Below are 25,462 nucleotides of genomic sequence, written 5' to 3' on the forward strand. Positions count from 1 at the left end.
CGGGGCACCCCCCCCCACCCGGGTCCCGCTCTGTGGGGGGGGGGGGGGGGGGGCCCCGGGCCCCCCCCCCCGCGGCCCCCCCCCCCCGGGGGGCCCCCTCGGCCTGCTCGGCCTCGGCAAGATCGGCAGCCAGGTCGCCCGGATCGGCCTCGCCTTCGGGATGGAGGTGGCCGCCTGGAGCCAGAACCTCACCCGGGAGCGCTGCGAGGAGGTGGGTGCGATCCTCGCCGGTTCGAAGGAGGAGCTCCTCGCGCGCAGCGATTTCGTCTCCGTCCACCTCGCCCTGGGCGAGCGCACCCGTGGCCTGGTCGGAGCCCCCGAACTGGCACTCATGCGCCCGACCGCGTACCTCGTGAACACCTCCCGCGCGGCCGTCGTCGACCAGGAGGCCCTGCTGGACGCGGTCCGCGCGGGCCGGATCGCGGGCGCCGGGCTCGACGTCTTCGACATCGAACCGCTGCCCGCCGACCACCCGGTGCGCACGACCCCGGGGGTGCTGGCCACCCCGCACCTGGGCTACGTGACGCGGGACAACTACGCCACGTACTACGGGGACGCGGTGGAGGACATTCGGGCCTTCCTGGACGGCGTCCCCCTCCGCGTCCTGCCCCAAGGGGGCTGAGGGGGGATCAGGACACGATGTCCTTGCGCGCGAACCCGCGGAACGCGAGCGCGAAGAGCACCAGGGCGTAGGAGACCGACACCGCCGCGCCCTTGATCATCCCGCCCCATTCCAGCTGCGGCTGCAAGGCGTCGGCCCACGCGAACTGCCAGTGCGCCGGGAGGAACTCGCGCCACGAACCCAGCGCCGTCACCGCGTCCAGCACATTGCCGACGATCGTCAGCCCGACCGCCCCGCCCACCGCGCCCAGCGGCGCGTCCGTCCGCGTCGACAGCCAGAACGCCAGCCCGGCCGTGACCAGCTGGGACACGAAGACGAAGGCGACGGCCAGGGCGAGCCGCCCCACCGTGTCCCCGGCCGCGAGGGCGCCGCCCGTCGGGAGCTTCAGCGGACCCCAGCCGTACGCCGCCGTGCCCGCCGCCAGCGCCACCACCGGCAGCAGCACCATCGCCGCCAGGCTGAACCCGAGCGCCACCACCAGCTTGCTCCACAGCAGCCGCGCCCTCGGCACGGGCGAGGCCAGGAGGTAGCGCAGCGAGGACCAGCTGGCCTCGGAGGCCACGGTGTCCCCGCAGAACAGGGCCACCGGCACCACCAGCAGGAACCCGGCCGACACGAACAGGCAGGTGGCCGCGAAGTTCGCGCCCGAAGCCGTCGCCGTGTCGATCAGGGTGATCCGGCCGTTGCCGCCGCCGCGGCTGCCCGGGCCGCCGCCCACCGCGAAGGCGATCATCAGGACGAACGGGAGCGCGGCGAGGATCCCGCCCATCACCAGCGTCCGCCGCCGGCGCCACTGCCGCCGCGCCTCCACACGCAGCGGCAGCGTCCGGTTCGCCCGGTAGCCGTGGGCCACCTCGGTCGGGCCGCCGCCCCGGTCCACATCCGTCACGGCGCTCATGCCGCTCCTCCGATCAGGGTGAGGAAAGCGTCCTCCAGCCGGCGGTGCGGTCCCACTCCGGACACCGGCACCTCCAGCCGTACGAGTTCGGCGATCAGTTCCGCGGAGTGCGCGCCCTCGAGCCGTACGAGCAGCCCGTCGTCGCCGCTCACCACGGACTCCACTCCCTCCAGCGCGGCGATCTTCCCGAGGGTCACCTCGTCCACCGGCCCGGCCAGGGTCACCAGCAGGACGTTCCCGCCTCCGGTGATCTCGGCGACCTCGCCCGCCTGGACGAGGCGGCCGCGGTCCATGACCACCAAGTGCGTGCAGGACTGCTCGACCTCCGACAGCAGGTGGCTGGAGACGATGACCGTGCGCCCGGCCGCCGCGTACCGGATCATCACGTCGCGCATCTCGCGGATCTGCGGCGGGTCCAGGCCGTTCGTCGGCTCGTCGAGGATCAGCAGGTCCGGCATGCCGAGCATGGCCTGCGCGATCGCGAGCCGCTGGCGCATGCCCTGCGAGTACGTGCGCACCGCGCGCTCCAGGGCGTCGCCCAGCCCGGCGATCGCCAGGGCCTCCTCCATGTGGGAGTCCTCGGCGGGGCGTCCGGTGGCCTGCCAGTACAGCTCCAGGTTGGCCCGCCCGGTCAGGTGCGGAAGGAATCCGGCTCCCTCCACGAACGCGCCGACCCGCGACAGCACGGGGGCGCCGGCCCGTACGACGTGCCCGAACACCCGGATCTCCCCGGCGTCCGGGGTGATCAGGCCCATCAGCATCCGCAGGGTCGTGGTCTTGCCCGCGCCGTTGGGCCCGAGCAGGCCGAGCACCTGGCCCCGCTCCACGCGGAAGGACAGGTCCCGTACGGCGTAGCGGTCCTGCGCCTTGGCGTAGCGCTTGGTCAGCCCGGTGATCTCCAGCGGTACGTCGCCCGGCGCGGGCTCGGGCCGCGGCGCGCCCGCCCGCGTGCCGCCCCGCCCCCGGCCGGTCCTGCGGATGCCCACCAGCCCCGCGGCCAGGACCACCGCGGCGAGCGGCATCCCCCACGTCCAGGCGGGCAGCGCGGAAGACGCCGTCCGCACGCCGTCCGCGACGGGCACGGCCAGCGGCCCCGTCGCCGACACGGTGTACGTCGCCGGCGCCGCCGGTGACGCGTAACCGAGGTCGGTGGCGGCGACGACGAGCCGGAGCCGGTGCCCGGCATCGACCGCGTGGTCGATCGCGGGCAGCCTCAGCTCGACGGTCCGGTCCTGCTGGGCGTTCTCCACGCGCACCGGCGCCACGAGCTGGCTGGGCAGCACCTGCTGGCGTCCGTCGGGCCCGACGTCGTAGACCTTGCCGAAGAGGACGGCCGCACCGTCCGCGGCCGTCGACCTCACCTTCAGGGTGACGGTCGGGCTGCCGGTGATGCGCATGCCCTCGGCCAGCGGCTCCGAATCGAAGCGGGCGTTCTGCCCGGGGAAGTCCAGCGAGACCCCGCCTCCGAGGGCGGCCAGCTGCCCGCCGATGCCCGGCAGCGCGGAGAGCGCGGGCGGGGCACCACCGGCCGGATTGGCGAACGTCTGCTCCCGGCCGGCCAGGGCGAATTGCCGGGGGCCGGACAGCAGCCCGGGGTACGTGGAGCCGGTTGCTCCGCGCAGTGTGACCTCGCCGTCGGTGGAGTCGATGCCGCCGGAACGCGAGACGCGGAAGGCGGGACCGGTGTCCACGGACGCGTCGTCCTTGAGGTAGCGGTCGAACCAGCTCTTCACCCGGTCCTCGACGCGGCCGGCCTCGCGCATCCCGCCGTCGTGGCCGCCGGCCGCCCAGTCCACGGAGACGGGCGCCCCGTTGGCGGCGATGGCCCTGGCCATGGCATCGGCCTGGTCCAGCGGGAAGAGCGAGTCGTCCTGGCCCTGCACGATCAGGGTCGGCACCTTGATCGCCGAGCCGACCGCGGAAGGACTGCGCCGCTCCAGCAGCTCGCGGGCCTCCGGGTCGGGCTTGCCGGCCACCGCGACCCGCTCGTACATGGCGCACAGCTCGGGCTGGAACCGTCCGCAGCCGGGTGCGGACGCGGCGGCGGGACCCGCACTCGGAGCGCCGGCGGCACCCGGCTGGAGCCCGCCCGCGGAACCGGTGGTGAAGAAGAGACCCGCCCACAGCTTCTTGAAGACACCGTCGGGGAAGAGGGAGTCGGCGAGGTTCCAGTACGTGATGGAGGGGGCGATGGCGTCCACGCGCGGATCGTGACCGGCCGCGAGCAGGGAGACGGCGCCGCCGTAGGAGCCGCCCGCGATGCCCACGCGCGGATCGCCCGCCGCGTCGAGCCGGATCCCGGGACGGTCCGCGAGCCAGTCGATCAGCCGGGAGACGTCCTTGACCTCGTAGTCGGGGTCGTTCAGCCCGATCTTGCCGCCGGAGCGGCCGAAGCCGCGCGCCGACCAGGTCAGCACGGCGTACCCGTCGCGGGCGAGGCGCTCGGCCTGCGGCCGTACGTCGTCCTTGCTGCCTCCGAAACCGTGCGCGAGGAGGACGGCGGGACGTTTCGCCCCGCCGTCCGATTCCTGTCCGCCGCCGGTTCCGGAGGTGAAGTACGAGATGTCGATCCCGGCGCCGGGCATGTCCAGGACGTGGTCCTCGCGGCGCACGGCCGGAGCGTCGCCGGCCGCGGCGGTGGCCGTCAGCGTGCCCGCGCCCGCGACGACGGCGAGCGCGGCCGCGCCCGCGAGCAGGCGGTTGCGGCGGCGCCGGGGCAGTCGGAGCTTCATGGGGAAACCCTAATCGCCAGGCCCGCGCCGCCCGCGCTCCCGCAGGGTGAACTGCCGACCTTCTCAAGGACTACGCCGTCGCGCCCCGCGTACCGCACCTGCGGTACGAGGCCGGCCCGGTACGCGGCCGCCCCGGTACGAGCCGGGGTCCGGCGGGAGACTCCGCCGAACCCCGACCCGCACCAGCGCTGCCCGATCCGCACCCCGTACCCGGACCCGCCCCCCGCCCCGCACCCCGACCTGCGCCCCTCGCCGACCGGCGGGAGGATGGCCGCATGCTGCTGGCCGAGGTCGCGCGCGTGTCCCGGGAGGTCGCCGAGACCTCCGCCCGCTCACGGAAGACCGCCCTGCTCGCGGAGCTGTTCGCCGCCGCACCCCAGGAGGAGGCCGAGCTGGTGGTCTCCTACCTCGCGGGACGGCTCCCGCAGGGCCGCCCGGGAATCGGCTGGCGCGCCCTCGCCCGGGAGACGGAACCCGCCGCCGAGGCCACCCTGACCGTGTCCGCCGTCGACGAGGCCGTGACCCGGTTCGCCGCCGTCGCGGGGACCGGCGCGCAGGCCGAGCGCCAGCGGATCCTGGAGGGCCTCTTGCGCGCCGCCACCGGACCGGAGCAGCGGTTCCTGCGCAGCCTCCTCTCCGGTGAGGTGCGCCAAGGCGCGCTCGACGCGGTCGCTCTGGCGGGCGTGGCCGCCGCGGCCGGGGTGCCGGCCGCGGAGTTGCGCCGGGCGGCGATGCTCGAGGGCTCCCTGCCCCGGGTGGCGGCCGCCGCCCTCACCGGTGGGGCGGCGGCCCTGCGCGAGGTGACCCTGCGCGTGGGGCGGCCCGTCCAGCCGATGCTGGCGAACTCCGCGAAATCGGTGTCCGAGGCCCTGGCCGCGCTCGGGCCGTGCGCGGTGGAGGAGAAGCTCGACGGCATCCGGGTGCAGGTCCACCGTGAGGGGGACGAGGTCCGCGTGTACACGCGCTCCCTCGACGAGATCACCGACCGGCTGCCGGAGGTGGCCGAACTGGCCCGGTCACTGCCCGGCGAGCGGTTCATCCTCGACGGGGAGGTCATCGGACGGTCCGCGGCGGACGGGCGGCCCGTGCCCTTCCAGGAGGTGGCGAGCCGGGTCGGCTCCCGGACCGACGTCGAGGCCGCCCGCCGGGTCCTCCCGGTCGTCCCCTTCTTCTTCGACGTGCTGGCGGCGGGTGACGACGTACTCCTCGACCTGCCGGTGCGCGACCGGTACGAGGCGCTGGCGGCTCTGGTGCCCGAGGAGTCCCGGGTGCGGCGCCTCGTGGTCGAGGACCCGGCGGCGCAGGGCGCCGAGGCGGAGGAGTTCTGGACCGAGACGCTGCGCCGGGGCCACGAGGGGGTCATGGCCAAGGCCCTCGACTCCACCTACGCGGCCGGCCGGCGCGGCAAACACTGGCTCAAGGTGAAACCGGTGCACACCCTGGACCTGGTGGTGCTCGCCGTCGAACGGGGGAACGGCCGGCGCACCGGCCTGCTGTCCAACCTGCACCTGGGCGCCCGGACCGCCGACGGGTCGTTCGCCATGCTCGGCAAGACCTTCAAGGGACTCACCGACGAGATGCTGCGCTGGCAGACCGAGCGGCTCGGCGAGCTGGCGGTCGAGGACGACGGGTACACCCTTCGGGTCCGTCCCGAACTGGTCGTGGAGATCGCCTACGACGGCCTGCAGCGCTCCCCGCGCTACCCGGCCGGCGTCGCCCTGCGCTTCGCGCGGGTCCTGCGCCACCGGCCCGACAAGCGGGCCGAGGAGGCGGACACGGTCGAGACGGTGCTCGCCTGGTTCGGCCCGGACCCCGCGGCCGGAGGAGGACCGGGCCGGTCCTCCTGAGGCGAAGGCCCCGGCTCCGGCGTGCACCCGAGGCGAGGGTTTTGCCTCAGAGGCAAGGCGGATTGCCACCGAGGTAATTGTCTGGCTCAATCGGGGCATGACAACCGGTCCTGCTCCCGGCCCCGCAGACGCGGCCGGCTTCGACACCGACGGCCTGTCCGACGGCCCCGACAGCGGCGTCGAGCTCCCCACCGTGGCCCCGCAGCTCCGTGAGCTGCGCCGCCGGGCCGGTCTCACCCTGGAGGCCGCCGCCGCGCGGGCCCGGCTCTCGCCCGCGCACCTGTCGCGGCTGGAGACCGGCCGGCGCCAGCCCTCGCTCCCGCTGCTGCTCGGTCTGGCCCGCACCTACGGTACGACCGTCTCGGAGCTGCTGGGGGAGACCCCGGCCGTCGCCGATCCCATCGTACGGGCCGGAGGGCCGGGGGCCCGCGAGGCCGACGGCTGGACGTACTGGCAGGCCGGCGGCTCGGGCCGCGGGATGCAGGCGCTGCGCGTGCACGTCCCCTACGGCCGGAGCCAGGGCGAGCTGGTCCGCGTACATCCCGGGGAGGAGTGGCTGTACGTCCTGCAGGGGCGGCTGCGGCTGCACCTCGGGGAGAGCGAACACCTGCTGGAACCGGGGGACAGCGCGCACTTCGACTCGCTCACCGCGCACCGGATCGGCGCGGCCTCGTCCGCCGGCGCGGACCTGCTGTTCGTCCACACCCTGCTGCAGAGCAGTCTCGCCGGGCTGTGCCTCGGCGCGGGCACCACCACCACGCACCACCCGTAGCCGACCGACGGCCGACACACCACCCGTAGCCACCCGACGGCCGACACGACCGACAGCCGAGGAGTCCCACCCATGTCCCAGACGGAGCAGCAGTCCCAGACGGAGCAGCAGTCCCCGACCTCCCAGGCCCCGGCCGCAGAACGGCCGACGACCGTCCGCAAGCGCTTCGAGTCGAAGTTCCCGCGCGGTCTGGTCATCCGGCTCATTGCCTACTTGTTCGTAGGCCATCTCTTCGCGTTCTTCGTCTACTTGCTCTTCGTCCTCGGCGGCCAGAACCAGTGAGGCCGGGCCCGAAGTTTCCGCTCGCGGCTCTAGGAACCTGCAAGTCTTGAAGTTACCCTCCGCGCATGATTTCCACGGTTGTCTGGGGTACCGGCAACGTCGGCCGTTTGGCCATCCGTGCCGTAGAAGCCCATCCGGCGCTGAAACTGGGGGCCGTCATCGTCCACGATCCCGGCAAGGTCGGCCGCGACGCCGGTGAACTCGGCGAACTGGACTACGAAGTCGGGGTACCGGCCACCGACGACATCGAGGCGGTGCTCGCCGCACGTCCGCGGGCCGTCGTCTACGCGGCCTCGGGCGACATCCGCCCCGACGACGCGCTGGCCGACATCACGCGGGCGATCCGCTCCGGGGCGGTCGTCGTCAGCCCCGCCCTCTACCCGCTCTACGACTACCGCAGCGCACCACCGGAGTTCCTCGATCCGGTGACCGCGGCGGTCGCGGAGGGCGGCGGTTCGCTCTTCGCCTCGGGCGTCGACCCCGGCTGGGGCAACGACGTGCTCCCGCTCCTGCTCAGCGGACTCGGTACCAGGATCGACGTCATCCGCTGCCAGGAGATATTCGACTACTCCACCTACGACCAGCCGGACTCGGTCCGCCTCCTCGTCGGCATGGGCCAGCCCATGGACTTCGAGCCGATGATGCTGATGCCGTCCGTCCCGACCATGGTGTGGGGCGGTCAGATACGGATGATGGCCCGCGCGCTCGGGGTCGAACTCGACGACATCCGCGAGACGGTGGACCGCCGGGCCCTCGACGCCACCGTCACCACCCGGACGATGGGCGCGTTCGAGGCCGGCACGCAGGGCGCCATCCGCTTCGAGGTGCAGGGCATCGTGGAGGGCGAACCGCGCATCGTCATCGAGCACGTCACCCGCATCCACGCCTCCTGTGCCCCCGACTGGCCGTCCCCGCCCGACGGCGGGGACGGCGCGCACCGGGTCGTCATCGAGGGCCGCCCGCGCATCGAGGTCACCATCGAGGCCACGGACGAGGGCGAGAACCGCTCCGCGGGCGGGAACGCCACCGCCGTCGGCCGGCTGGTCGGCGCCATCGACTGGCTGGTGGAGGCCGCACCGGGTCTCTACGACGCCCTGGACGTCCCCCTGCGCCCCGCCATCGGCAAACTCGGAAGGAAACAGTCATGAGGATCGACGTACCCGAAGGCCAGCACCCCATCGAGTACGTCTGGGGCGACCTGGTACCGGGCATCGGCATGGCCGCCGCCAACTTCTCGCTCTCGGTGTACGCCCACACCACTCTGGGGCTGCGGGAGTTCGAGGCCGCGCGGCTGCGCGTGGCGCAGATCAACGGGTGCGTCTTCTGCCTGGACTGGCGGACGGACCGCGACGGGGAGAAGGTCGAGGACGAGTTCCCCGAGGCCGTCACCGAGTGGCGCACCACGGACCGCTTCGACGAGCGCACCCGGCTGGCCGCGGAGTACGCGGAGCGGTACTGCCTCGACCACCACGGCCTGGACGAGGAGTTCTGGGCGCGGATGACGGCGCGCTACAGCCAGGTGGAGATCGTGGAGCTGACGATGAGCATCGGGTCCTGGCTGGCCTTCGGCCGCCTCAACCACGTGCTCGGCCTCGACAGCGTGTGCGTGCTCCCGGGCCACTGAGTCCGGGCGGGAGCCGGGCGGACACGGGTCCGGGGCCGTCGGTGGGTCGACGGCCCCGGGCCCTTGTCCTGTGTGCTGTTCGGTCGGTCGTTCCCTTGGTCCGCTGTGGCTGTTCCGCCCGAGGCCCTGTCCGGCGACGTGCCCGGCCGTGCCTACAGGTCGGTGGCGATGATCTTCTCGATGTTGCGCTCGGCGAGGGCGGTGATGGTGACGAACGGGTTGACGCTGGTGTTGCCCGGGATGAGCGCGCCGTCGATGACGTACAGGCCGGTGTAGCCGTGCAGGCGGCCGTAGTTGTCGGTGGCCTTGTTCAGGATCGCGCCGCCGAGCGGGTGGTAGGTGAGGTGGTCGCCCCAGATCTTGTTGGTGCCGAAGAGGTCCGTCCGGTAGATCGTCCCCTCCTTGGAGTTGATCTTGTCGAAGATGGTCTTGGCCATGTCGATGGACGGCTGCTTCCAGGCCGTCTGCCAGTTCAGCTCGACCGCGCCCGAGGCCGCGTTGTACGTGAACTGCGCGCGGTGCGGGTTCTTCGTGATGGACAGGTAGAACGAGGCGTACGTCTCGATGCCGGTCGGCAGCGGGGCCACCTCGGCGAAGGCGCCGCCCGCGTCCCAGTTGTCGATGCCGCCACAGGGGATGGACGCCTGCACCTTGCCGGTCGCGTCCCACATGTGGTTGGCCCGGCCGCACATGACGTTGCCGTTGTCGCCCCAGCCCTGGCCGATCTCGCTGTTGAGCTGGGGCAGCGCGCCCGTGGCCTTGAGCCGGACGAGCAGCTTGCTGGTGCCCACGCTGCCGGCCGCGAAGAAGACCTTGTCGGCGCGGACGGTCTTGGTGCCGACCGTGTCCCCGGTGGTGTTGATCTGGTCGATGACCACGGTGTACCCGCCGGCGGCGGCCGGGGAGACCGAGGTCACCTTGTGCAGGGGGGAGATGGTGACCCTGCCGGTGGCCTTGGCCTGGGCGAGGTAGGTCTGCTGCAGCGACTTCTTGCCGGCGTTGTTGCCGTAGAGGATCTCGCCGGCCACGGCGGACTTCGGTACGGTGCCGGCCGACTCCTGCTCCATGTAGTCCCAGTCGTACACGTCGGGGACGAAGACGAACGGGAATCCGGCGCGCTGCGCGTGCTTGCGGCCGACGCGGGCGAACTGGTAGCAGTCGACGGTGTCGAACCAGGCCGGGTCGATCAGGCCGACCCCGAGGCCCGCGTTGGCGCGCGGGTAGTAGGTGCTGTACATCTCCTCCGCGTCCACGGACGGGAGGACCGCCGCGAAGTTGGAGCGCTTCGGGGTGACCGCCATGCCGCCGTTGACCAGGGACCCGCCGCCGACGCCGCGGCCCTGGTAGACGATGATCCCGCCCATTTCCTCGGCGTCCAGGATGCCGGTGTAGCGCGGGACGTTCTTGTCGATGGGGAAGCCCAGGAAGTTGCTCAGCGGCGCCTTGGTCCTGGTCCGGAGCCAGTAGGCCCGGTAGTCCGGAGCGGTCGTGTTGCAGAAGATCTTGCCGTCCGAGCCGGGGGTGTCCCAGGCCATGCCCATCTCGATCATGTGGACGTCCACGCCGGCCTGGGCGAGCCGCAGGGCGGCGACGGAACCGCCGTACCCGGTACCGATCACCAGGGCCGGTACGTGGGCCCCGTTGTCGATGGGCCCGGCGGCGGCCGTGTCGGCCGCGGCGGCCTGTGCCTGGGTCGGGGCGATCTGGCCCGCAAGGGCCATGGCCCCGAGAATGGAACCAGTTCTACCCAGAAACCCGCGACGCGAGACTCCGTTGGAGCTCGTTTTATGCAGGCCTTTGTCGGTCATGTGACCTTCCTCACGCTAGGCTGAATGAGAACGAGTTCTACTGCCGAGCGCATGCGAAGTCACTAGATATGCCGGGGTATCTTTGGCCGATCATGGTCTTGGAGGCGCCGTCGCCGGGCCCGCGTCACGGCTCCGAAGGTCCCAGCGGGTACTGGGAACGACGACCGACCGTGCACGCGCGATGGCCGGGGAGTGACGGCGGCGCGGGGGAGTGCCGCGGGGGCCGGTCGGGCCGGGCGGTCCGTGCTCCCCCGAATCCGGCACGTCAGAAGTCGAACGCGTGACGGCGCCGCCCGCGGTCCCGGACGGCGGCGGATCTTGGGGGACGCGGCCACTCCGTCATGGCTGTGTCCTGCGGGGCCCGCGGTCGAAAAGCGGCGAACCGCAGCGTGGCCCCATGATCCGGCCGGACATCTTTTTACCTTCGCCGAGCGGGCCCGTTCGCGGCCCGTACCGGTGTCACAGGCCCGGTGATCTCCCTCCGAGCGTCTTGCGTACACAAGGGGAAGCCTCCGGGCGGCCGGTCCAGACCAGGATCAGGGCCGAGGCGGCGGCCGCGAAGGCGCACCAGGTGGAGGCGAATTCCAGCCTCCACAGCGCCGCGCAGACCAGCGCCCCGGCCGCCAGGAGCGCGCCGAGACGGCGGAGCCCGCGGTCGGCGGACATCCCCAACACCCTCACCTGCGACGACCGCCCGCCGGTCGTGGCGCCGCCCGCACCCAGCCCCTGGTAGGGCCGCCGGGGCAGCCCCGGTTCACCGCTGCGCCACTCCCGGGGGTTCGAGTGGCGGAGCGGTCACCGCGCAGTTGGTACGGCACTGCGGGTGACACGCCCCGGGCGCGGGGGAGCGTACGGTGGCCCACGCCAGGACGGCGCCCACCACGAGCACCCCCGCGCACCAGGGCATCGCCCGCCCGAACGCGGCGTCGAAGGCGTCGGCCGAGAGGTACGACTCGGGGCCCATCCCGGCGAGCAGGGGCAGGCCGGCCACCGCGAGGAGTCCGGCGGCGCGCGCGGCGGCGTTGTTGATTCCGCTGGCCAGGCCGGCCCTGCCCGGGTCCACCGAGGCCAGGACGGCCGCCGTCAGCGGAGCCACCAAGGTCACCATGCCCATGCCCAGTACGAGCAGCGCGGGCAGCACGTCCCGCACGTACGAGGCGTCCTCGCCGACCCGCAGCATCAGCAGCATCCCCGCCGCGCACAGCAGCGGCCCCACCGTCAGCGGGATCCGTGGCCCGATGCGCTCGCCGAGCTCCGCGGACCGGGCCGACAACAGCAGCATCAGGGCGGTGGTGGGCAGCAGCGCGGCGCCGGAGGCGAGGGCGGAGTAGCCGGAGACCACCTGGAGCTGGAGCACGACCAGGAAGAAGAACCCGCCGAAGGCGGCGTACACGCACAAGGTGACCAGGTTGACGGCCGTGAACTGGCGCGAGGCGAAGATGTCCGGCGGCACCATCGCGTTGTCCCGCCGCCGCTCGACGTAGACGAAGGCGCCGGCCAGCAGGACGCCCGCGACGCCGGAAGCCAGGACGAGCGGGGAGCCGGACCGGGCCTCGATCAGGGCGTAGGTGATCAGGGCGAGCGATGTCGCGGCGAGGACGGCCCCGGCGATGTCGAAGCCCCCGCGCGCCTGCGGATCCCGGGACTCCGGTACGTGCCGCAGGGCGATCGGGACGCACAGCGCGGCCACCGGCACGTTCAGCAGGAACACCCAGCGCCAGCCCGGGCCGTCCACCAGCCAGCCGCCCAGGAACGGCCCCACGGCCGCGCCCACCCCGCCGAAACCCGACCACAGCCCCACCGCGCGGGCCCGGTCGGCCGGGTGGATCGAGCCCTGGATCAGGGCGAGGGAACCGGGCGTCAGCAGCGCGCCGCCGATGCCCTGGAGGGCGCGGGCGGCGATGAGCACCCCGGCGTTCGGCGCGATCCCGCACAGCAGCGAGCCCACGGCGAACCACACCACCCCGAGCACGAAGATCCGGCGCCGCCCGAACCGGTCGCCGAGCGCCCCGCCGACCAGGATCAGCCCGGCGAGGGTCAGCAGATAGGCGTTGACGGTCCACTGCAGCACGGCCAGATCGGCGTCGAGGTCCTGCCCGATGCGGGGCAGGGCGACGTTGACCACGGTCGAGTCGAGCAGCGCCATCCCGGACCCGAGCACGGTGGTCAGCACGATCCACCGGCCGCGCGGGGTACCGAGCCGCACACCGGGGGACGGCGGGGCGAGGGCGGGGTCGGTCATTCCCCCAGGCTGGACCGCGCGGCCCCGAAAGGCCACCGGGCGGTCGCGAGCGCAGGTCCCGGTTCGGCTCATTAGGCCCTCTTGTATTGCACATGACAGCACCCGCACCATGACCCGCGCACGTCACGCACACCCTTTCCGCACGACCTGCACACGGCGTACGAGGAGACCACACGTGGCACAGACCGACAGCCGGCGATCTTCGAGATCGCGATTACGCTTCCTGCGCACGGGGCTGGCCGCCCTCGGCGCGATCCTGCTCCTCCCCCTCGGCGCGGGCGTCGCCGCGGCCGCCCCGGACCCCGCCCCCGGCCCGGGAGCGGCCGAGCGCAAGATCGAACCGAGTCTCCGTGCCCAGCTCGACGGTTCCGCGAAGGCCGTCTTCTGGGTCTACCTCGACAGCGCCGCCGACCTCACCGCCGCGGGCAGGCAGCAGACCCGCGCCGCGAAGGCCGAGACGGTGCTGCGGCTCAAGAAGGACCACGCGGCGCGCAGCCAGACCGAGGTGATCAAGGCCCTGGACGGCGCGCAGGCCGAGTACACCTCGTACTGGATCGTGAACGCGGTCCGCGTCGTCGGCACGGAGAAGCTCGCCGGAGCCCTCGCCCAGCGGCCCGAGGTCTCCCGGATCGACGCCGACGACAAGGTCGAGCTCCCCAAGCCCGCCGACGGCAAGCGGGAGAAGGCGTCCGCCGACGCCGTCGAGTGGAACATCGACCGCGTCAAGGCACCTCAGGTATGGGACCAGCTGGGCGTGCGCGGCGAAGGCATCGTCGTCGCCAACATCGACAGCGGCGTGGACTACACGCACCCGGCCGTGGCCGGCCAGTACCGCGGCAAGAGCGCGGACGGCGCCTACGACCACAACTACAACTGGTTCGACCCGGCCGGCGTGTGCCCCGGCTCCGCCCCGTGCGACAACAACGACCACGGAACGCACACCATGGGCACCATGGTCGGCGACGACGGCGGCGCCAACCGGATCGGCGTCGCCCCGGGCGCCCGGTGGATCGCCGCGAAGGGCTGCGAGACGACCTCCTGCTCCGAGGCCTCGCTGCTCGCCGCCGGCCAGTGGATCGTCGCGCCGACCGACCTGCACGGGCAGAACCCCCGTCCCGACCTCGCCCCGCACGTCGTCAACAACTCCTGGGGCGGCACGGGCGGCGACACCTGGTACCAGGAGATCGTCGACACCTGGCGCGCCGCCGGCATCTTCCCCGCCTTCTCCAACGGCAACTCCGGCCCCGGCTGCACCACCAGCGGCTCGCCCGGCGACTACGCGAGCTCCTACAGCTCCGGCGCCTTCGACATCAACGGCGCGATCGCGTCGTTCTCCTCCCGCGGCGCGGGCCCCGGCGGAATCCTCAAGCCGAACATCGCCGCCCCCGGCGTGAACGTGCGCTCCTCCGTTCCCGGCGGCGGATACGAGTCCTTCTCCGGCACCTCCATGGCCTCCCCGCACACGGCCGCGACCGTGGCCCTGCTCTGGTCGGCCGCGCCCGCGCTCGTGGGCGACATCGCGCAGACCGAGGCGCTCCTGGACGGCACCGCCCTGGACACCGACAGCAGTCAGTGCGGCGGCACCACCGCCGACAACAACGTCTTCGGCGAGGGCAAGCTCGACGCGCTCGCCGCCGTCACCGCCGCCCCGCGCGGCGCGGTCGGCGCCCTCGGCGGCACCGTCCGCGCGGGCGGGCAGCCGCTCGCCGGCGTGAGGGTCTTCGCGGACGGCCCGATCGACCGTACGGCGACCACCGCGGCCGACGGCACGTACCGTTTCCCCGCCCTGTCGGTGGGCGAGTACGCGCTGACCGCCTCGAAGTTCGGCTACGGGCCGCAGACCGCGACCGTGGCCGTCACCGAGAACGCCACCGCCACCGGCGACCTCGCCCTCACCGAGGCGGCCTCCGGGAAGCTCACCGGCACGGTCTCCTCGGCCGCGGGCCCGCTGGCCGGAGCCGCCGTCACCGTCGCGGACACCCCGGTCACCGCGACCACCGACGCGCAGGGCCGCTTCGAGGTCACCCTGCCGCACGGCACGTACGACGTGAGCGCCACCCACTCCTCCCGCTGCCTCACCGGCGGCACGGCCAAGGTCACCGTCGCCGGGGACACCACCGTCGCGGTGGACCTCCCCGAACGCACCGACGGCTACGGCTACGCCTGCGCGACCGCGAGCGGTGACCCGTACCGCGCGGGCGACCGCCAGCTCGCGCTGACCGGTGACAACACCACCGAACGCGTCGACCTGCCCTTCCCGCTGCCGCTGTACGGCAAGACGTACGGGCAGGCCTGGATCGGCACCAACGGCACCGTCAGCTTCGGCGGCAACAACACCGCCGACGTCAACGGGGACATCCCGAGCTCGGCCACGCCCAACGCGGCGCTGTACCCCTTCTGGGACGACCTGGTCGTCGGCGCCGCGGGCAGCGGATCCGGCGTCTTCACCGCGGTCACCGGAACGGCGCCGCACCGGCAGTACGTGATCGAATGGCGCGAGGTGTCGCACTGGTCGGCGCAGGCCGACCGGTTCTCCTTCTCCGCGGCCATCGGCGAGGACGGCACCGTGCGGTACTCCTACAAGGGGACCGGCGGCACCGGCATCAAGGGCGGGTCCACGGCCACGGTCGGAGTGGAGAACGCGACCGGCACCGGCGCGTACCGCTACTCCTTCAACACGGCCGTCATCACGGACGGGCTGTCCATCGCCTTCCGCACCACCAAGAGCGGTGTGGTGGCGGGCCGGGTGCTCGACGCGAACGACGGCAACGGCGTCGCCGGAGCCACGGTGACCGTCGGCACGGGTGCCACGGCCGTCTCGGCCGTCACCGCGGCCGACGGCGCCTACGTGGTCCAGAGCCCGTCGGGAGCGCGGGAACTCACGCTGACCGCCGCGCAGTACGAGACGGCGGCGGCCACCGTGGACGTCAAGGCGGCCGACGTCACGCCGGTGACCCGCTCCCTGCGCACCGGCAAGGTGACGGCCGCGAAACCGGCGGTGGAGATCGTCCTCCCGCCGGGCCAGAAGCGGACGCGGACCCTGGACCTCGCCAACCCGGGCCTCGGCACGGCCTTCGGGGTGGCCGAGGACGCGGGCTGGCTGACCGTCACCCCGGGCGCGGGGGACCTCCCGACGGGCGGGAAGGCCTCGCTCACGCTCTCGGTGGACAGCGCGGGCCTGACCCCGGGCACCGTCCTCACGGCCGACCTGAAGATCACATCGGTCAGCGGCCGCACCCCGGTGCTCACCGTTCCCGTCAAGCTCGTGGTCCCGCGCTACCAGGCTGCCGTGGACGCGGGCTCCACCGGCGCGAGCACGGACTCCCTGGGCGACGGCTGGTCCCCGGACCGCAAGTACACCCAGGGCTCCTACGGGTACCAGGGCAGCGGCTCGGTCCAGTCCACCAACCGCACCATCGCGGGCACGGACGACCAGCGGCTGCTGCGCAACGCCCGTGAGGGCATGTACGAGTACCGCTTCGACAACGTCCCGAACGGCACCTACACCGTGGAACTGGGCTTCGCGGAGCTCTCCTCCACCAAGCCGGACAAGCGCGTCTTCGACGTCCTGGCGGAGGGCGCCCTGGTGCTGCCGTCCCTGGACATCTCCCTGGAGGCGGGCCCGTACACGGCCCTGACCCGCACGTACACGGTCACGGTCACGGACGGAGTCCTCAACGTCCGCTTCGTCGCCCACAGCGGATACGGCAAACCCCTGCTGAACACCCTGCGCGTGACGGACCGCCCCGACAAGAGCTGACCCCGGCGGTGGTCCGAGGGGCGGGGCGCCTGCGGGCGCCCCGCCCTTCGCGCGTCGTCCCCCGGCCCGCCCCGGGGCAGGCCGGGCAGGCCGGGCGAGGCGGGCCGCGGAGGCCAGCACGGGCAGCACGGGTCAGCGGAGGAACGCACGGTCGCGGGCGGCGAAGAGCCCCTCGGGCACGGCGAAGCCGTCCGGTCGTACGGTCGCCAGCCCGCGCGAGCGCGCCGTGTCCCGGAGCCGGACGGCGGACGCGGTGAGGCGGGGCGGGAGCAGCAGGGGCATGGGGTGATCCTGTCGAACGCGGTGGCCGGGCGTCATCCGGATTCCGCGGCCTCAGCTCCGGCGGTACTGGTCCACGACGATCGTGACCGGGCCGTCGGCGGAGGCCTCGACCGGCTTCACGAGCGCGAGCTCGCCGCGGTCCGGGCCGCGCACGCAGAACGGCCGCGCCTTCGCGGGGCCGTCGAAGGGCAGGGCGGCGGCCGGTCGCGTCTCGAGGCCGCGAAGGCAGTCGGCCACCGTCAGCTCCCCGGTGTCGGCCACGAAGGCGTCCGAGTCCGCGGAGGGCAGGAACGCCCTCCCGTCGCGCGCCAGGTACCAGGTGGCCGTCTCCGCGGGCACCACCTTTCCGGCCTTCAGGTCGAACTCGTAGTGGGAGTCGGGGGCGGTGAGCTCGGCTCCGGTATAGCCGGGCAGATAGCCGGCGGTGGGTGGAGCCGTGGCAGAGGGCGCCGGTGCGGAGGGCGTGGGGGGTGGGGGCGGGGGCGGCCCCGGCGGCGGGGCTCGCGTCGGCGGGCGCCCCCTTCCCCACGGGGTCGTCCAGGTAGTACACCGCTCCGGCACAGACCAGCACGGTGGCGGCCACCACCAGGGCCGCGGTGGGCAGGCGGCGCCGCCCCCGCGCGGCCGCACGGCGGCCGGGGCCCGGACCGGGAGGGGGGACGGGGGAGGGGACGGGGCGGAGAACGGGGTCCGGGGTGGGGCCGGGGGTGAGGCCGGGGCCGGGGCCGGGGTCGGGGTCGGGGGCGGCGGCCTTCGCGGACCCCGGAGACCCGGGCGTCATCCCGGCCGGGGCCGTGGGGGCCCAGCCGTTCGGAACCGGGGCCGTCGGGGGCGGGGCGCCGACCTCTTCCCGGACCGGGCCCGGCAGCCAGCCGTCGGTGAACTCCGGCCGCGGGCCCACCACGGGGTGCGCGTGCGCGCACGCGATGAGTTCGGCGGCCGTGGGGCGGTCCCCGGGATGTTTGGCGAGGCACCAGGAGATCAGGTCGTGCAGTTCGGGGGGCACGTGGGTGAGGTCCGCGGGCTCGTGGACGACCCGGTACAGGGTGCCGGACTCCGGCCCGCTCCCGAAGGGCGGGACACCGCCCGCCACGTACCCGGCCAGCGTCCCGAGCGCGAAGACATCGGTGGCCGGTGTGGTCCGGAGGCCCAGCGCCTGCTCGGGCGCCATGAACGCCGCGGTGCCGATCCGCAGGCCCGTTCCCGTGAGGGCGGCGGCGTCGGCCGCGCGCGCGATGCCGAAGTCGATCACCCGGGGGCCGTCCGCCGCGAGCAGTACGTTGGCCGGCTTGAGGTCGCGATGGACGATGCCCGCCCCGTGGATGGCCTGGAGGGCCTCGGCGATGCCCGCGACGAGCAGCAGGACCGTGCGCACCAGCAGGGGTCCGTGCCGCCGCACCACCTCGTGCAGCGAGGGGCCGGGCACGTAGGCCGTGGCGAGCCACGGCGTGCGGTCGTCGACCCCGGAGTCGACCACCTGGGCCGTGAACAGGCCGTGGATCCGGCGGGCACTGGCCACTTCCCGGGCGAAGCGCTCGCGGAACTCGGGATCCGCGGCGAACTCCGCGCGGACGGCCTTCAGCGCGATGGGACGGCCCCCGGGCGTGTGCGCCAGGTAGACCACCCCCATGCCCCCCGAGCCGAGACGCGCGTGCAGTCGGTAGCCACCGATCTCGTAGGGGTCGTCGGCGGACAGCGGCGAGGGGGCGGGATCTGCGCCGGGGTGCTGCACGGACATGCGGTGGCTCTTTCAACGATGCGGCAATGACCTTCGCGCATCGTGTCGCTAACTGAAGTTTCAGTCAATGTGCGGGAGAGGTGGACGGGCGTTCTCGGAGCCGGGCCCGGAAGGGCTGGGAGGAGTCAGCGGGTGCGGTTCAGGGCGGTCCCGTGCCCGCCTCCTCGGCAGACAAGTTGACTGAATATTCAGTCAGTGCCACAGTGACGACACGTGGCCGCACCGCTTCACCCGCATATCAGCCGTTCGCGTCCCCAGCGCGCACCCTTGTACCAGGGGCGCGGCGCCGGGCCCGTCGGACGTGCCACGCCCCCGCGCCTGTCCTGGCCGGACCCACCTCGCCGGCCAGTCCACGATCGGAGCCTGCCGTGTCCCACCTTCCGCCCACCCGCCGGGCCGCCCTCGGCACGTTCGCCGGCCTCGGCGCCCTCGCCCTCGGAGCCGCCGCCTGCGGCACCTCCGGGACGGCCGGCCGGTCCAGTGCCCCCGCCGGCTCCCCCAGCCCGACCCCGGCGGCCGGCGCGCGCCGGCTGGGAGCCGAGTGGGAGAGCCACACCCGCACCTTCATGGCCTGGCCCGCGCTGGACGCGGTGTGGATGGAGGACCTGCGCCCCGTCCGCGAGGACATCGCGCGGATCGCCCGGGCCGTCGGGGAGTACGAGGCCGTCGTGATGATGGCCCGGCCCGAGCAGGCGGACGCGGCGCAGCGGGCCGCCGGCTCCCAGGTCGAGGTCATCCCGCTCGCCGTGGACGACCTCTGGGCCCGCGACATCGTCCCCGTCTTCGTCGAGGAGGGTGGCAAGGCCGTCGGCGTCGACTTCAACTTCAACGGCTGGGGCGGCAAGCAGGAGCACGAGAACGACGCGGCGGTCGGCCGCACCCTGCTCCAGAAGTACGGCGTTCCCCGGGTCCAGGCTCCGCTGGTGGCCGAGGGCGGCTCCTTCGAGACGGACGGCGAGGGCACCCTTCTGGTCACCGAGAGCTCGATCGTCAACGACAACCGCAACCGCGGCAAGAACCGGGACGTGATCGAGGCGGAGCTCAAGCAGACCCTGGGTGTCGAGAAGGTGGTGTGGCTGGCGGGCGTGCGAGGTCAGGACATCACGGACGCCCACGTGGACAGCCTCGTACGGTTCACGGCGCCCGGTGTCGTCCTGCTGGACCGCGCGTCCCCGGGCACCCCGCCGGACTCCTGGTCGCGCTCCGCCGACCAGGCGAAATCGGTCCTGTCGAAGGCGACCGACGCCCGCGGCCGGCGCTTCGAGATCATCGACCTGCCCCAGCCCGACCTGGACAGGATCACGGGCAGGGGCGACGACTTCGTGTCGACCTACGCCAACTTCTACGTCGCCAACGGCGCCGTCTTCATGCCCCTCTTCGGGGACCGCAAGGCCGACGACCGGGCCCGGGGCATCCTGCGGGAGCACTTCCCCCAGCGGGAGGTCGTGCCGGTCGCCATCGATACGATCGCCTCGGGCGGCGGCGGCATCCACTGCTCGACCCACGACCAGCCCGGCAAGCCCGCTGCCTGACCGCACGTGCTCCGCGGTCCGCTCGCCTTCCTCGCCTTCCTCACCTTCCTTGCCTCCCGCTACTCCCGGACTTTCCTGGCCTGTGGCCCTCCCCGCCGGCTTCGCACCCGGGGGAGCCCGTCCTGAGCCGGCCGTCGGCACCGCGCGCGAGCGGGGCATTCGGGTGGCGGGCGGTGACCGGCCCGAGCGGGACGCGCGGGAGGGCAGGGGGCGCCGTACCGTGGCTGTCCATGATGCTCCAGAGCGACCGGGCCGGGCAGGCCGAGCACGGCGGGCCGACCGCACCCCCCGCGTCGGCCGGGCCCACCGCGCTCGAGCCCCCCGTGCCGCAGTTGCCGCCCGGAGCGCACGGTCCGGCCGGGGGCGCCGCCCGGATCCGGGCGGCCGTGCGGGCCATCGACCCCGGGGCCGCATGGGCGGTCGGTGGTCCCGACGGCCCGGACGGGCCGGACACGGTGGTCGAAGGGGACGGAGCCGCGGCCGGGCTGCTCTCGGCCGAGCCGGGCGTCCGGCCCGGAGCCGAAGCCGGAGCCGCAGCCGGAGCCGAGCCCGCAGCCGCAGCCCCGGCCCCGGCAGCCGTGCTCGACGTCGGCGGCCTGGCGGCCGTGCTGGCGCTCTGGCCGGTGATCGGGATCCTCGTGGACGCCGGCGAGCTGAGCCTGCACACCCCGCTCACCGCGTACGGGGCGGGTCAGGGGCTGCCCGCCGGAACCACCGCGCACCATGTGCTCACCCACGGCTCAGGGCTGCCGCCCGCCCTCGTCGGGCTCGCCGAGCGCTTGTGCGGCGGCCCCCTCGCCGAGTTCGCCGCGGACCGGATCTGGGGCCCCCTCGGCATGACCCGGACCCGCTTCGCCGCCGACGGAACCCTGCACGCGCCCGTCGCCGACCTCGCCCGGTTCCTGAGTCACCTCCTCGCCCCGGCGGACGGGCCCGTCAGTCGCGCCTGGACCGCCGAATCGCTCCGTATCCGCACCGGCGAGCTCCTTCCCGCCCGCGGCCTCCTCTGGCACCCGGCCCCGCACGGAGCCTGGTCCCACGGCGAGGGCCCGGCCGTATGGGTCTCACCGCGTCGGCAGCGTTGGGCCGCCCTCGTCCCGACGGTCCCGTCGGCTCCGCTCCGTACCGCCTTCCGCGATGCGGCATTCGCCTGAACTGCCCACCGGTACAAGGCTGTTGTATTCTCGGCGGGCCATGAGGAGAACCAGTCGGCGCGACCGCGAGGTGCCCGGTCCGCAGAGCCCCTGGGACGAGATCGTCCCCGGCCTCTGGATGGGCGGCCACCACTGGACCGACCCGGCGGGGGAGCTGTGGCCGGTCGTCGTCGGGGCCGAGTTCGATCTCGTGATCAGCCTCTTCACCCGACCGGGCCATGGTCCCGACCCGTACGTGGAGCACCTGGTCGGCGAAATGCCCGACGCCCCGCTCACGGGCGCGCAGCTCCGTACCGTCCAACGGCTCGCGGGCGCGGCCCGCGCCGCGCTCGACTCCGGACGGACGATCCTGGTCCGCTGCCATTCCGGCTACAACCGGTCCGGCCTCGTCGTGGCCCAGTGCCTCGTCGACGGCGGTCTCGCGCCGGACGACGCCATCGGCCTCGTCCGCCACAAGCGCTCGCCGTGGGCCCTGCACAACGGGTCCTTCACCGCCTACCTCGCCTCCGGACTGGACGTCGCGGCGCTGCTCGCCGGCCTGGACCCCACATCCGAGTCCGATCCGCTCCCGTAGTCCTCGCACCTCCCCGAAGCGCGGACCCGGGGTGATCGACGTACGGTGAGCGCGAGATCACCGACCGCACGGGTCGTCTCTTTCGGATCTTGTCGGTCGAGCCGCGGGGTCCGGTCCCAGGAGACGGCCCCGTCCCCGGCTGCGCGGAGGTACACGGATGCGTACGGTCCACGGGACCACCCTCGCTGTGCTCGCGCCCCGGGTCCGGGTTCAGGCCCGGGTGCCCGTCCGGGCCGATGTCCTGGCCGATGTCCCGGCTGATGTCCTGGCCCCGGTCAGGGCCGGTGCCCGGGGCCACGCCGCACGGCCCGTACCCCACCCGCTCGGACCACTCGCCGACGCGCTGGACCCACCGGGGATCCGGCTCCGGCCGACCCGTCGCTGAACCACCGGCCCGAACCGCCGGACCCCGCCCGCACCGCTGAGGCCTCGCCCCCCCCCGCGGGAACCCGCCCGCCCGGCCCGGTCGGTGCGTCCGGCCCCCCCGACCACCTGACCCCCCGACCACACGACCCCACGAGGAATCCATGTCCGACGCCGCGACCTCCGAGTTCACCGACCCGGACGCCGACCAACTGGGCGCCCTGTGCCGGGAGCTGGCCGACGCCGCCGACGCCGTCGGCGAAGCCGCCCGCTACGCCTCCCGCATGGCCCTCGGCTCCCGACTGCCGGTCACCGCCCTGGGCTTCGGCAGCCGCCGCCGCGCGGCCTGGCGTACGCTGCTGCGCGCCCTCACCGACCCGGCCGGACTCGGCTGGGCCCCCAGGGGCCGGGGAGTGGCACGGGCCGGCTGGCTCGCCGGAGTGTTCGCCGGCCGGGAGAGCCTCGCCGTCAGCCTCGCGGTGTGCGGGCTCAAGGGCCGGATCCGGGCGGCGAGTACGCGCAACCCCGCGCTGAGGGAGGACCCGGACGCGGCCGTGGTCCTGCGGGCCGTCGAGGAGGGCCGGCAGGCCGACGCGGTGCGGGAGTTCCGTGACCTCGTGCGCAGGCAGGGCGCCGGACCGGCCTTCGCGCTGCTGAACCCGTCCTTCGCCGACATCCTGGCCTGGAACGCGCTGACCGACGACAACCCCTTCAACGACCATGCCGGGTGGCAGGTCGCCACCGGCCGCGCCATGGCCGCCGAACCGCTCCTCGGGCTGGGCGCCGCCCTCCTCGCCTTCTTCGACCGGGGCCCGGCCTGCGCCGAACCGGAGACCGGCCTCCTCGCGGAGCTGGACACCACCGGCACCCCGGCCGGATACCTGCGCAACGCCGACCTGATCGCCACGGCCGCCGGAGCCGTCCTGCTCCAACGGGTCATCGTGGCCGACGGGACCGAGCGGTGCGTGGTCCAGCTCGCCGGTCCGCCTCGGGTACCCGGCCGCACGGAGGCCGCGTACGGGGCACACGAGGCACACGAGGCCCGTGAGGCCCACGAGGCCCACAAGGCGTACGCCCGCACGGTGGCCGCGACCGTGCGCCGCCTCGTCGCGTCCGGAACCGAACTCGCCCTGGTCGGACGGGGCGCGGGCGCTCGCGCGGCCGAACGGCTCTTCCTGAGCAGGGAGTTCACCACCGTCTACCCGGCCGCCCGACTCTGCTCCCGCCCCGAGTCCGGTCCCGAGCCGGATCTCGGGGGCCTGGCCGCCTTCCGGGGCCGGGTCACCGCCACCCACCTCACGGGCGTGCCGGGCCTTCCCGATGCCCTCCTCCCGGGGAGGGCGCGGTGAGGGAGCGCCCCGAACCCGCCCCCGCCGATGGCCTGCGCGCCCACTCGGCCGCCCTGCGCTCGCACGCCGATCGGCTCCGCCGCGCCGCCGGCGACCTGCGCTGGCAGGGCCCGCGGGCCGACGCCTTCCGTGCGGAAGTGGCCGTACTGGCCGACCGCTGCACCATCGCGGCGGGCGGCCTCGACCTCGCGGCGGCCCAGCTCGCCCACCGTGACCGTTGAGGGGATGCCCTGAGGCGCGGGGCCGGGGCGACGGCCAGACCGGCCACCGAGACGATGGTCTGGTGGGTTGACGGGTCTGCGGGTCTACGGGTGTGCGGGGGTGCGGGGCAGCGCGGTCTAGGGGACAGCGCGGTTGACGGGGCGCCCCGCGGTCTACGCCGCCGGCGCGGGGAGGCCGCGCAGGGCGGCCAGCGCCCGTTCGGTGATCTCCTCCGGGGTTCCGGACACGTCGACGCGTACGCCGAGCTCGTCCGCCTGGAGCGGCTCGAGCGAGTCGAACTGCGAAGCCAGCAGCGTGGTGGGCATGAAGTGGCCCCTGCGCGCCGCCATGCGCTTCTCGATCAGCGGCCGTTCACCGGTGAGGTGGACGAACACGGTTCCCGGCGAGGCGGCGCGCAACCGGTCCCGGTAGACGCGCTTGAGCGCGGAGGCGGCCACGACCCCGCCGCTGCGGCCGGCCCGGTTGCGCATCCACTCGCCGATGGCGTCCAGCCAGGGCCACCGGTCGGTGTCGTCCAGGGGGGTGCCGGCCGACATCTTGGCGACGTTGGCCGCGGGGTGGAAGGCGTCGCCCTCCGCGTAGGGGAGGGCGAGTGCGTCGGCGAGCAGCCGGCCCACGGTCGTCTTGCCCGTCCCGGCCACGCCCATCACCACAATGACGCGCTCCACCGCGTACCTCGCTTTCCCGCCGCCGCCGTCGGCCCGCCCGACGCCAGGCTCCACTGAAACCCATTACGTAGTACTTATTCAAGATGGCTGCGCAAGAAATCACATCTTTTATCGCCTGGGTGTCACCGTACGCTTACGCCATGACCACTGAAGGCCCGGACGCCCCGGACGCCCCGGATATCCCGGACATCGCGGAGGGCCCGGAGGGTGCGGACGGAGGCCCGGCCGGCCGGGGAAGCCGGGGGCTCCACTCCCGCGTGCTCGACACCCTCGGCCTCGCGATCACGGCGGGGGAGCACCCGCCCGGCAGCGTCCTGCGCACGGACGAGATCGCCGAGCGCTTCGACGCCTCCCGCACCGTGGTCCGCGAGGTCGTCCGCGTCCTGGAATCGCTGCGCCTGGTCGAATCCCGCCGCCGGGTCGGAGTCACCGTCCGTCCCACGCCGGAGTGGAACGTCTACGACCTGCGGGTCATCCGCTGGCGCCTCGCCGGCACCGACCGCCCGCGCCAGCTGCGTTCCCTGACCGTGCTGCGCTCCGCCATCGAGCCGGTGGCGGCCGGGCTGGCGGCGACCCGGGCCACCCCGGAGCAGTGCGCCGAACTCACCGAGGCGGCCCTCGGCATGGTGCGCACCTCGCGCGGCCACCAGCTCGACGGGTACCTCCACCACGACATCGCCTTCCACCGGGTCGTCCTCAACGCCTCCGGGAACGAGATGTTCGCGCGGCTGGGCGACGTCGTCGCGGAGGTGCTGACCGGACGCACCGAGCACGCGGTGATGTTCCACGACCCCGACCCGGCCGCCGTCACCCTGCACGTGCGGGTCGCGGAGGCGGTACGGGAGGGGGACGCGGCCCGTGCGGAGGCGCTGACCCGGCAGATCGCGGTGGGCGCGCTGGACGAGTTGGACGTACTCGCCCCGTAGCCCCGCTCCCGCCGCGGCCGGGCCGCACCGGTGCGGCCGGGGCGGGGGCCGGCCGCCCGGGGCGGTG

The 25,462-nt window shown here is 74.0% G+C and carries 20 protein-coding genes and 2 pseudogenes; 13 read left to right on the plus strand and 9 right to left on the minus strand.

All coding sequences use genetic code 11. The features are described from left to right. Window positions 1–94: 94 nt before the first annotated feature. Window positions 95–622: pseudogene (locus ACWF9Z_RS00780) on the plus strand (NAD(P)-dependent oxidoreductase); the annotation flags it as partial. A 7-nt stretch (window positions 623–629) separates the two neighbouring features. Here ACWF9Z_RS00780 and ACWF9Z_RS00785 read toward each other — a convergent pair. Further along, on the minus strand, window positions 630–1,520 hold the full coding sequence (locus tag ACWF9Z_RS00785; RefSeq protein WP_453596020.1) for an ABC transporter permease: 891 nt from the start codon (window positions 1,518–1,520) through the stop codon (window positions 630–632). Beyond that, complete coding sequence (locus ACWF9Z_RS00790) at window positions 1,517–4,252, minus strand: alpha/beta fold hydrolase (protein WP_453596022.1); 2,736 nt, start codon at window positions 4,250–4,252, stop codon at window positions 1,517–1,519. Before ACWF9Z_RS00790 ends, ACWF9Z_RS00785 begins: the two co-directional genes overlap by 4 nt. A gap of 275 nt (window positions 4,253–4,527) precedes the next feature. Between ACWF9Z_RS00790 and ACWF9Z_RS00795 the strand changes: the two genes are divergently transcribed. The 5 genes from ACWF9Z_RS00795 to ACWF9Z_RS00815 all read left to right on the plus strand — a co-directional run bounded on the left by ACWF9Z_RS00795 (window position 4,528) and on the right by ACWF9Z_RS00815 (window position 8,777). Then, window positions 4,528–6,099: an ATP-dependent DNA ligase gene (locus ACWF9Z_RS00795; RefSeq protein WP_453596024.1), complete on the plus strand. Its 1,572-nt coding sequence runs from the start codon at window positions 4,528–4,530 to the stop codon at window positions 6,097–6,099. A 97-nt stretch (window positions 6,100–6,196) separates the two neighbouring features. Continuing rightward, on the plus strand, window positions 6,197–6,871 hold the full coding sequence (locus tag ACWF9Z_RS00800; protein ID WP_453596026.1) for a helix-turn-helix domain-containing protein: 675 nt from the start codon (window positions 6,197–6,199) through the stop codon (window positions 6,869–6,871). Window positions 6,872–6,943: 72 nt separating this feature from the next. Further along, window positions 6,944–7,153, plus strand: coding sequence for a DUF6126 family protein (locus ACWF9Z_RS00805; RefSeq protein ID WP_453596028.1), 210 nt, complete (start codon window positions 6,944–6,946; stop codon window positions 7,151–7,153). Window positions 7,154–7,218: 65 nt separating this feature from the next. After that, a complete protein-coding gene (locus ACWF9Z_RS00810) occupies window positions 7,219–8,301 on the plus strand; it encodes an NAD(P)H-dependent amine dehydrogenase family protein (RefSeq protein ID WP_453596029.1) in 1,083 nt (360 codons plus the stop codon). Next, window positions 8,298–8,777: a carboxymuconolactone decarboxylase family protein gene (locus tag ACWF9Z_RS00815; RefSeq protein ID WP_453596031.1), complete on the plus strand. Its 480-nt coding sequence runs from the start codon at window positions 8,298–8,300 to the stop codon at window positions 8,775–8,777. Before ACWF9Z_RS00810 ends, ACWF9Z_RS00815 begins: the two co-directional genes overlap by 4 nt. Before the next feature lie 152 nt (window positions 8,778–8,929). Here the strand turns inward: ACWF9Z_RS00815 and ACWF9Z_RS00820 are convergent, their stop codons facing one another. From ACWF9Z_RS00820 to ACWF9Z_RS00830, 3 genes are all read right to left on the minus strand, one after another. Beyond that, window positions 8,930–10,585, minus strand: coding sequence for a GMC oxidoreductase (locus tag ACWF9Z_RS00820; protein WP_453596033.1), 1,656 nt, complete (start codon window positions 10,583–10,585; stop codon window positions 8,930–8,932). Window positions 10,586–11,044: 459 nt separating this feature from the next. Continuing rightward, the gene (locus ACWF9Z_RS00825; protein WP_453596035.1) at window positions 11,045–11,251 is read right to left on the minus strand and encodes a DUF6629 family protein; all 207 of its coding nucleotides are present in this window, start codon (window positions 11,249–11,251) and stop codon (window positions 11,045–11,047) included. A gap of 88 nt (window positions 11,252–11,339) precedes the next feature. Beyond that, the gene (locus tag ACWF9Z_RS00830) at window positions 11,340–12,827 is read right to left on the minus strand and encodes an MFS transporter (RefSeq protein ID WP_453596037.1); all 1,488 of its coding nucleotides are present in this window, start codon (window positions 12,825–12,827) and stop codon (window positions 11,340–11,342) included. Between the two features lie 175 nt (window positions 12,828–13,002). On the opposite strand from ACWF9Z_RS00830, the gene ACWF9Z_RS00835 reads away from it, so the two are divergent. Then, window positions 13,003–16,587, plus strand: coding sequence for a S8 family serine peptidase (locus ACWF9Z_RS00835; protein ID WP_453596039.1), 3,585 nt, complete (start codon window positions 13,003–13,005; stop codon window positions 16,585–16,587). A 132-nt stretch (window positions 16,588–16,719) separates the two neighbouring features. On the opposite strand, the gene ACWF9Z_RS00840 is transcribed toward ACWF9Z_RS00835, so the two are convergent. From ACWF9Z_RS00840 to ACWF9Z_RS00850, 3 genes and pseudogenes are all read right to left on the minus strand, one after another. Further along, window positions 16,720–16,869: a hypothetical protein gene (locus ACWF9Z_RS00840; protein ID WP_453596541.1), complete on the minus strand. Its 150-nt coding sequence runs from the start codon at window positions 16,867–16,869 to the stop codon at window positions 16,720–16,722. A gap of 51 nt (window positions 16,870–16,920) precedes the next feature. Further along, the gene (locus tag ACWF9Z_RS00845; RefSeq protein WP_453596543.1) at window positions 16,921–17,208 is read right to left on the minus strand and encodes a hypothetical protein; all 288 of its coding nucleotides are present in this window, start codon (window positions 17,206–17,208) and stop codon (window positions 16,921–16,923) included. Between the two features lie 646 nt (window positions 17,209–17,854). Beyond that, window positions 17,855–18,607 (minus strand): annotated as a pseudogene (locus tag ACWF9Z_RS00850) (serine/threonine-protein kinase); the annotation flags it as partial. 368 nt (window positions 18,608–18,975) lie between these two features. Here ACWF9Z_RS00850 and ACWF9Z_RS00855 point away from each other — a divergent pair. From ACWF9Z_RS00855 to ACWF9Z_RS00875, 5 genes are all read left to right on the plus strand, one after another. Next, entirely contained in the window at window positions 18,976–20,139 is a 1,164-nt protein-coding gene (locus ACWF9Z_RS00855; RefSeq protein ID WP_453596041.1) for an agmatine deiminase family protein, read from the plus strand. Window positions 20,140–20,369: 230 nt separating this feature from the next. Continuing rightward, on the plus strand, window positions 20,370–21,293 hold the full coding sequence (locus ACWF9Z_RS00860; protein ID WP_453596043.1) for a hypothetical protein: 924 nt from the start codon (window positions 20,370–20,372) through the stop codon (window positions 21,291–21,293). A gap of 40 nt (window positions 21,294–21,333) precedes the next feature. Then, on the plus strand, window positions 21,334–21,867 hold the full coding sequence (locus tag ACWF9Z_RS00865; protein ID WP_453596045.1) for a protein phosphatase: 534 nt from the start codon (window positions 21,334–21,336) through the stop codon (window positions 21,865–21,867). A 527-nt stretch (window positions 21,868–22,394) separates the two neighbouring features. Beyond that, on the plus strand, window positions 22,395–23,579 hold the full coding sequence (locus ACWF9Z_RS00870) for a hypothetical protein (RefSeq protein ID WP_453596047.1): 1,185 nt from the start codon (window positions 22,395–22,397) through the stop codon (window positions 23,577–23,579). After that, window positions 23,576–23,800: a hypothetical protein gene (locus ACWF9Z_RS00875; RefSeq protein WP_453596049.1), complete on the plus strand. Its 225-nt coding sequence runs from the start codon at window positions 23,576–23,578 to the stop codon at window positions 23,798–23,800. Before ACWF9Z_RS00870 ends, ACWF9Z_RS00875 begins: the two co-directional genes overlap by 4 nt. A gap of 153 nt (window positions 23,801–23,953) precedes the next feature. Here the strand turns inward: ACWF9Z_RS00875 and ACWF9Z_RS00880 are convergent, their stop codons facing one another. Then, window positions 23,954–24,448, minus strand: coding sequence for a gluconokinase (locus tag ACWF9Z_RS00880; RefSeq protein ID WP_453596525.1), 495 nt, complete (start codon window positions 24,446–24,448; stop codon window positions 23,954–23,956). Window positions 24,449–24,609: 161 nt separating this feature from the next. Between ACWF9Z_RS00880 and ACWF9Z_RS00885 the strand changes: the two genes are divergently transcribed. Then, window positions 24,610–25,395: a FadR/GntR family transcriptional regulator gene (locus ACWF9Z_RS00885; RefSeq protein ID WP_453596051.1), complete on the plus strand. Its 786-nt coding sequence runs from the start codon at window positions 24,610–24,612 to the stop codon at window positions 25,393–25,395. Window positions 25,396–25,462 lie beyond the last annotated feature (67 nt).

This window comes from Streptomyces sp. NPDC054961 (assembly GCF_053609145.1).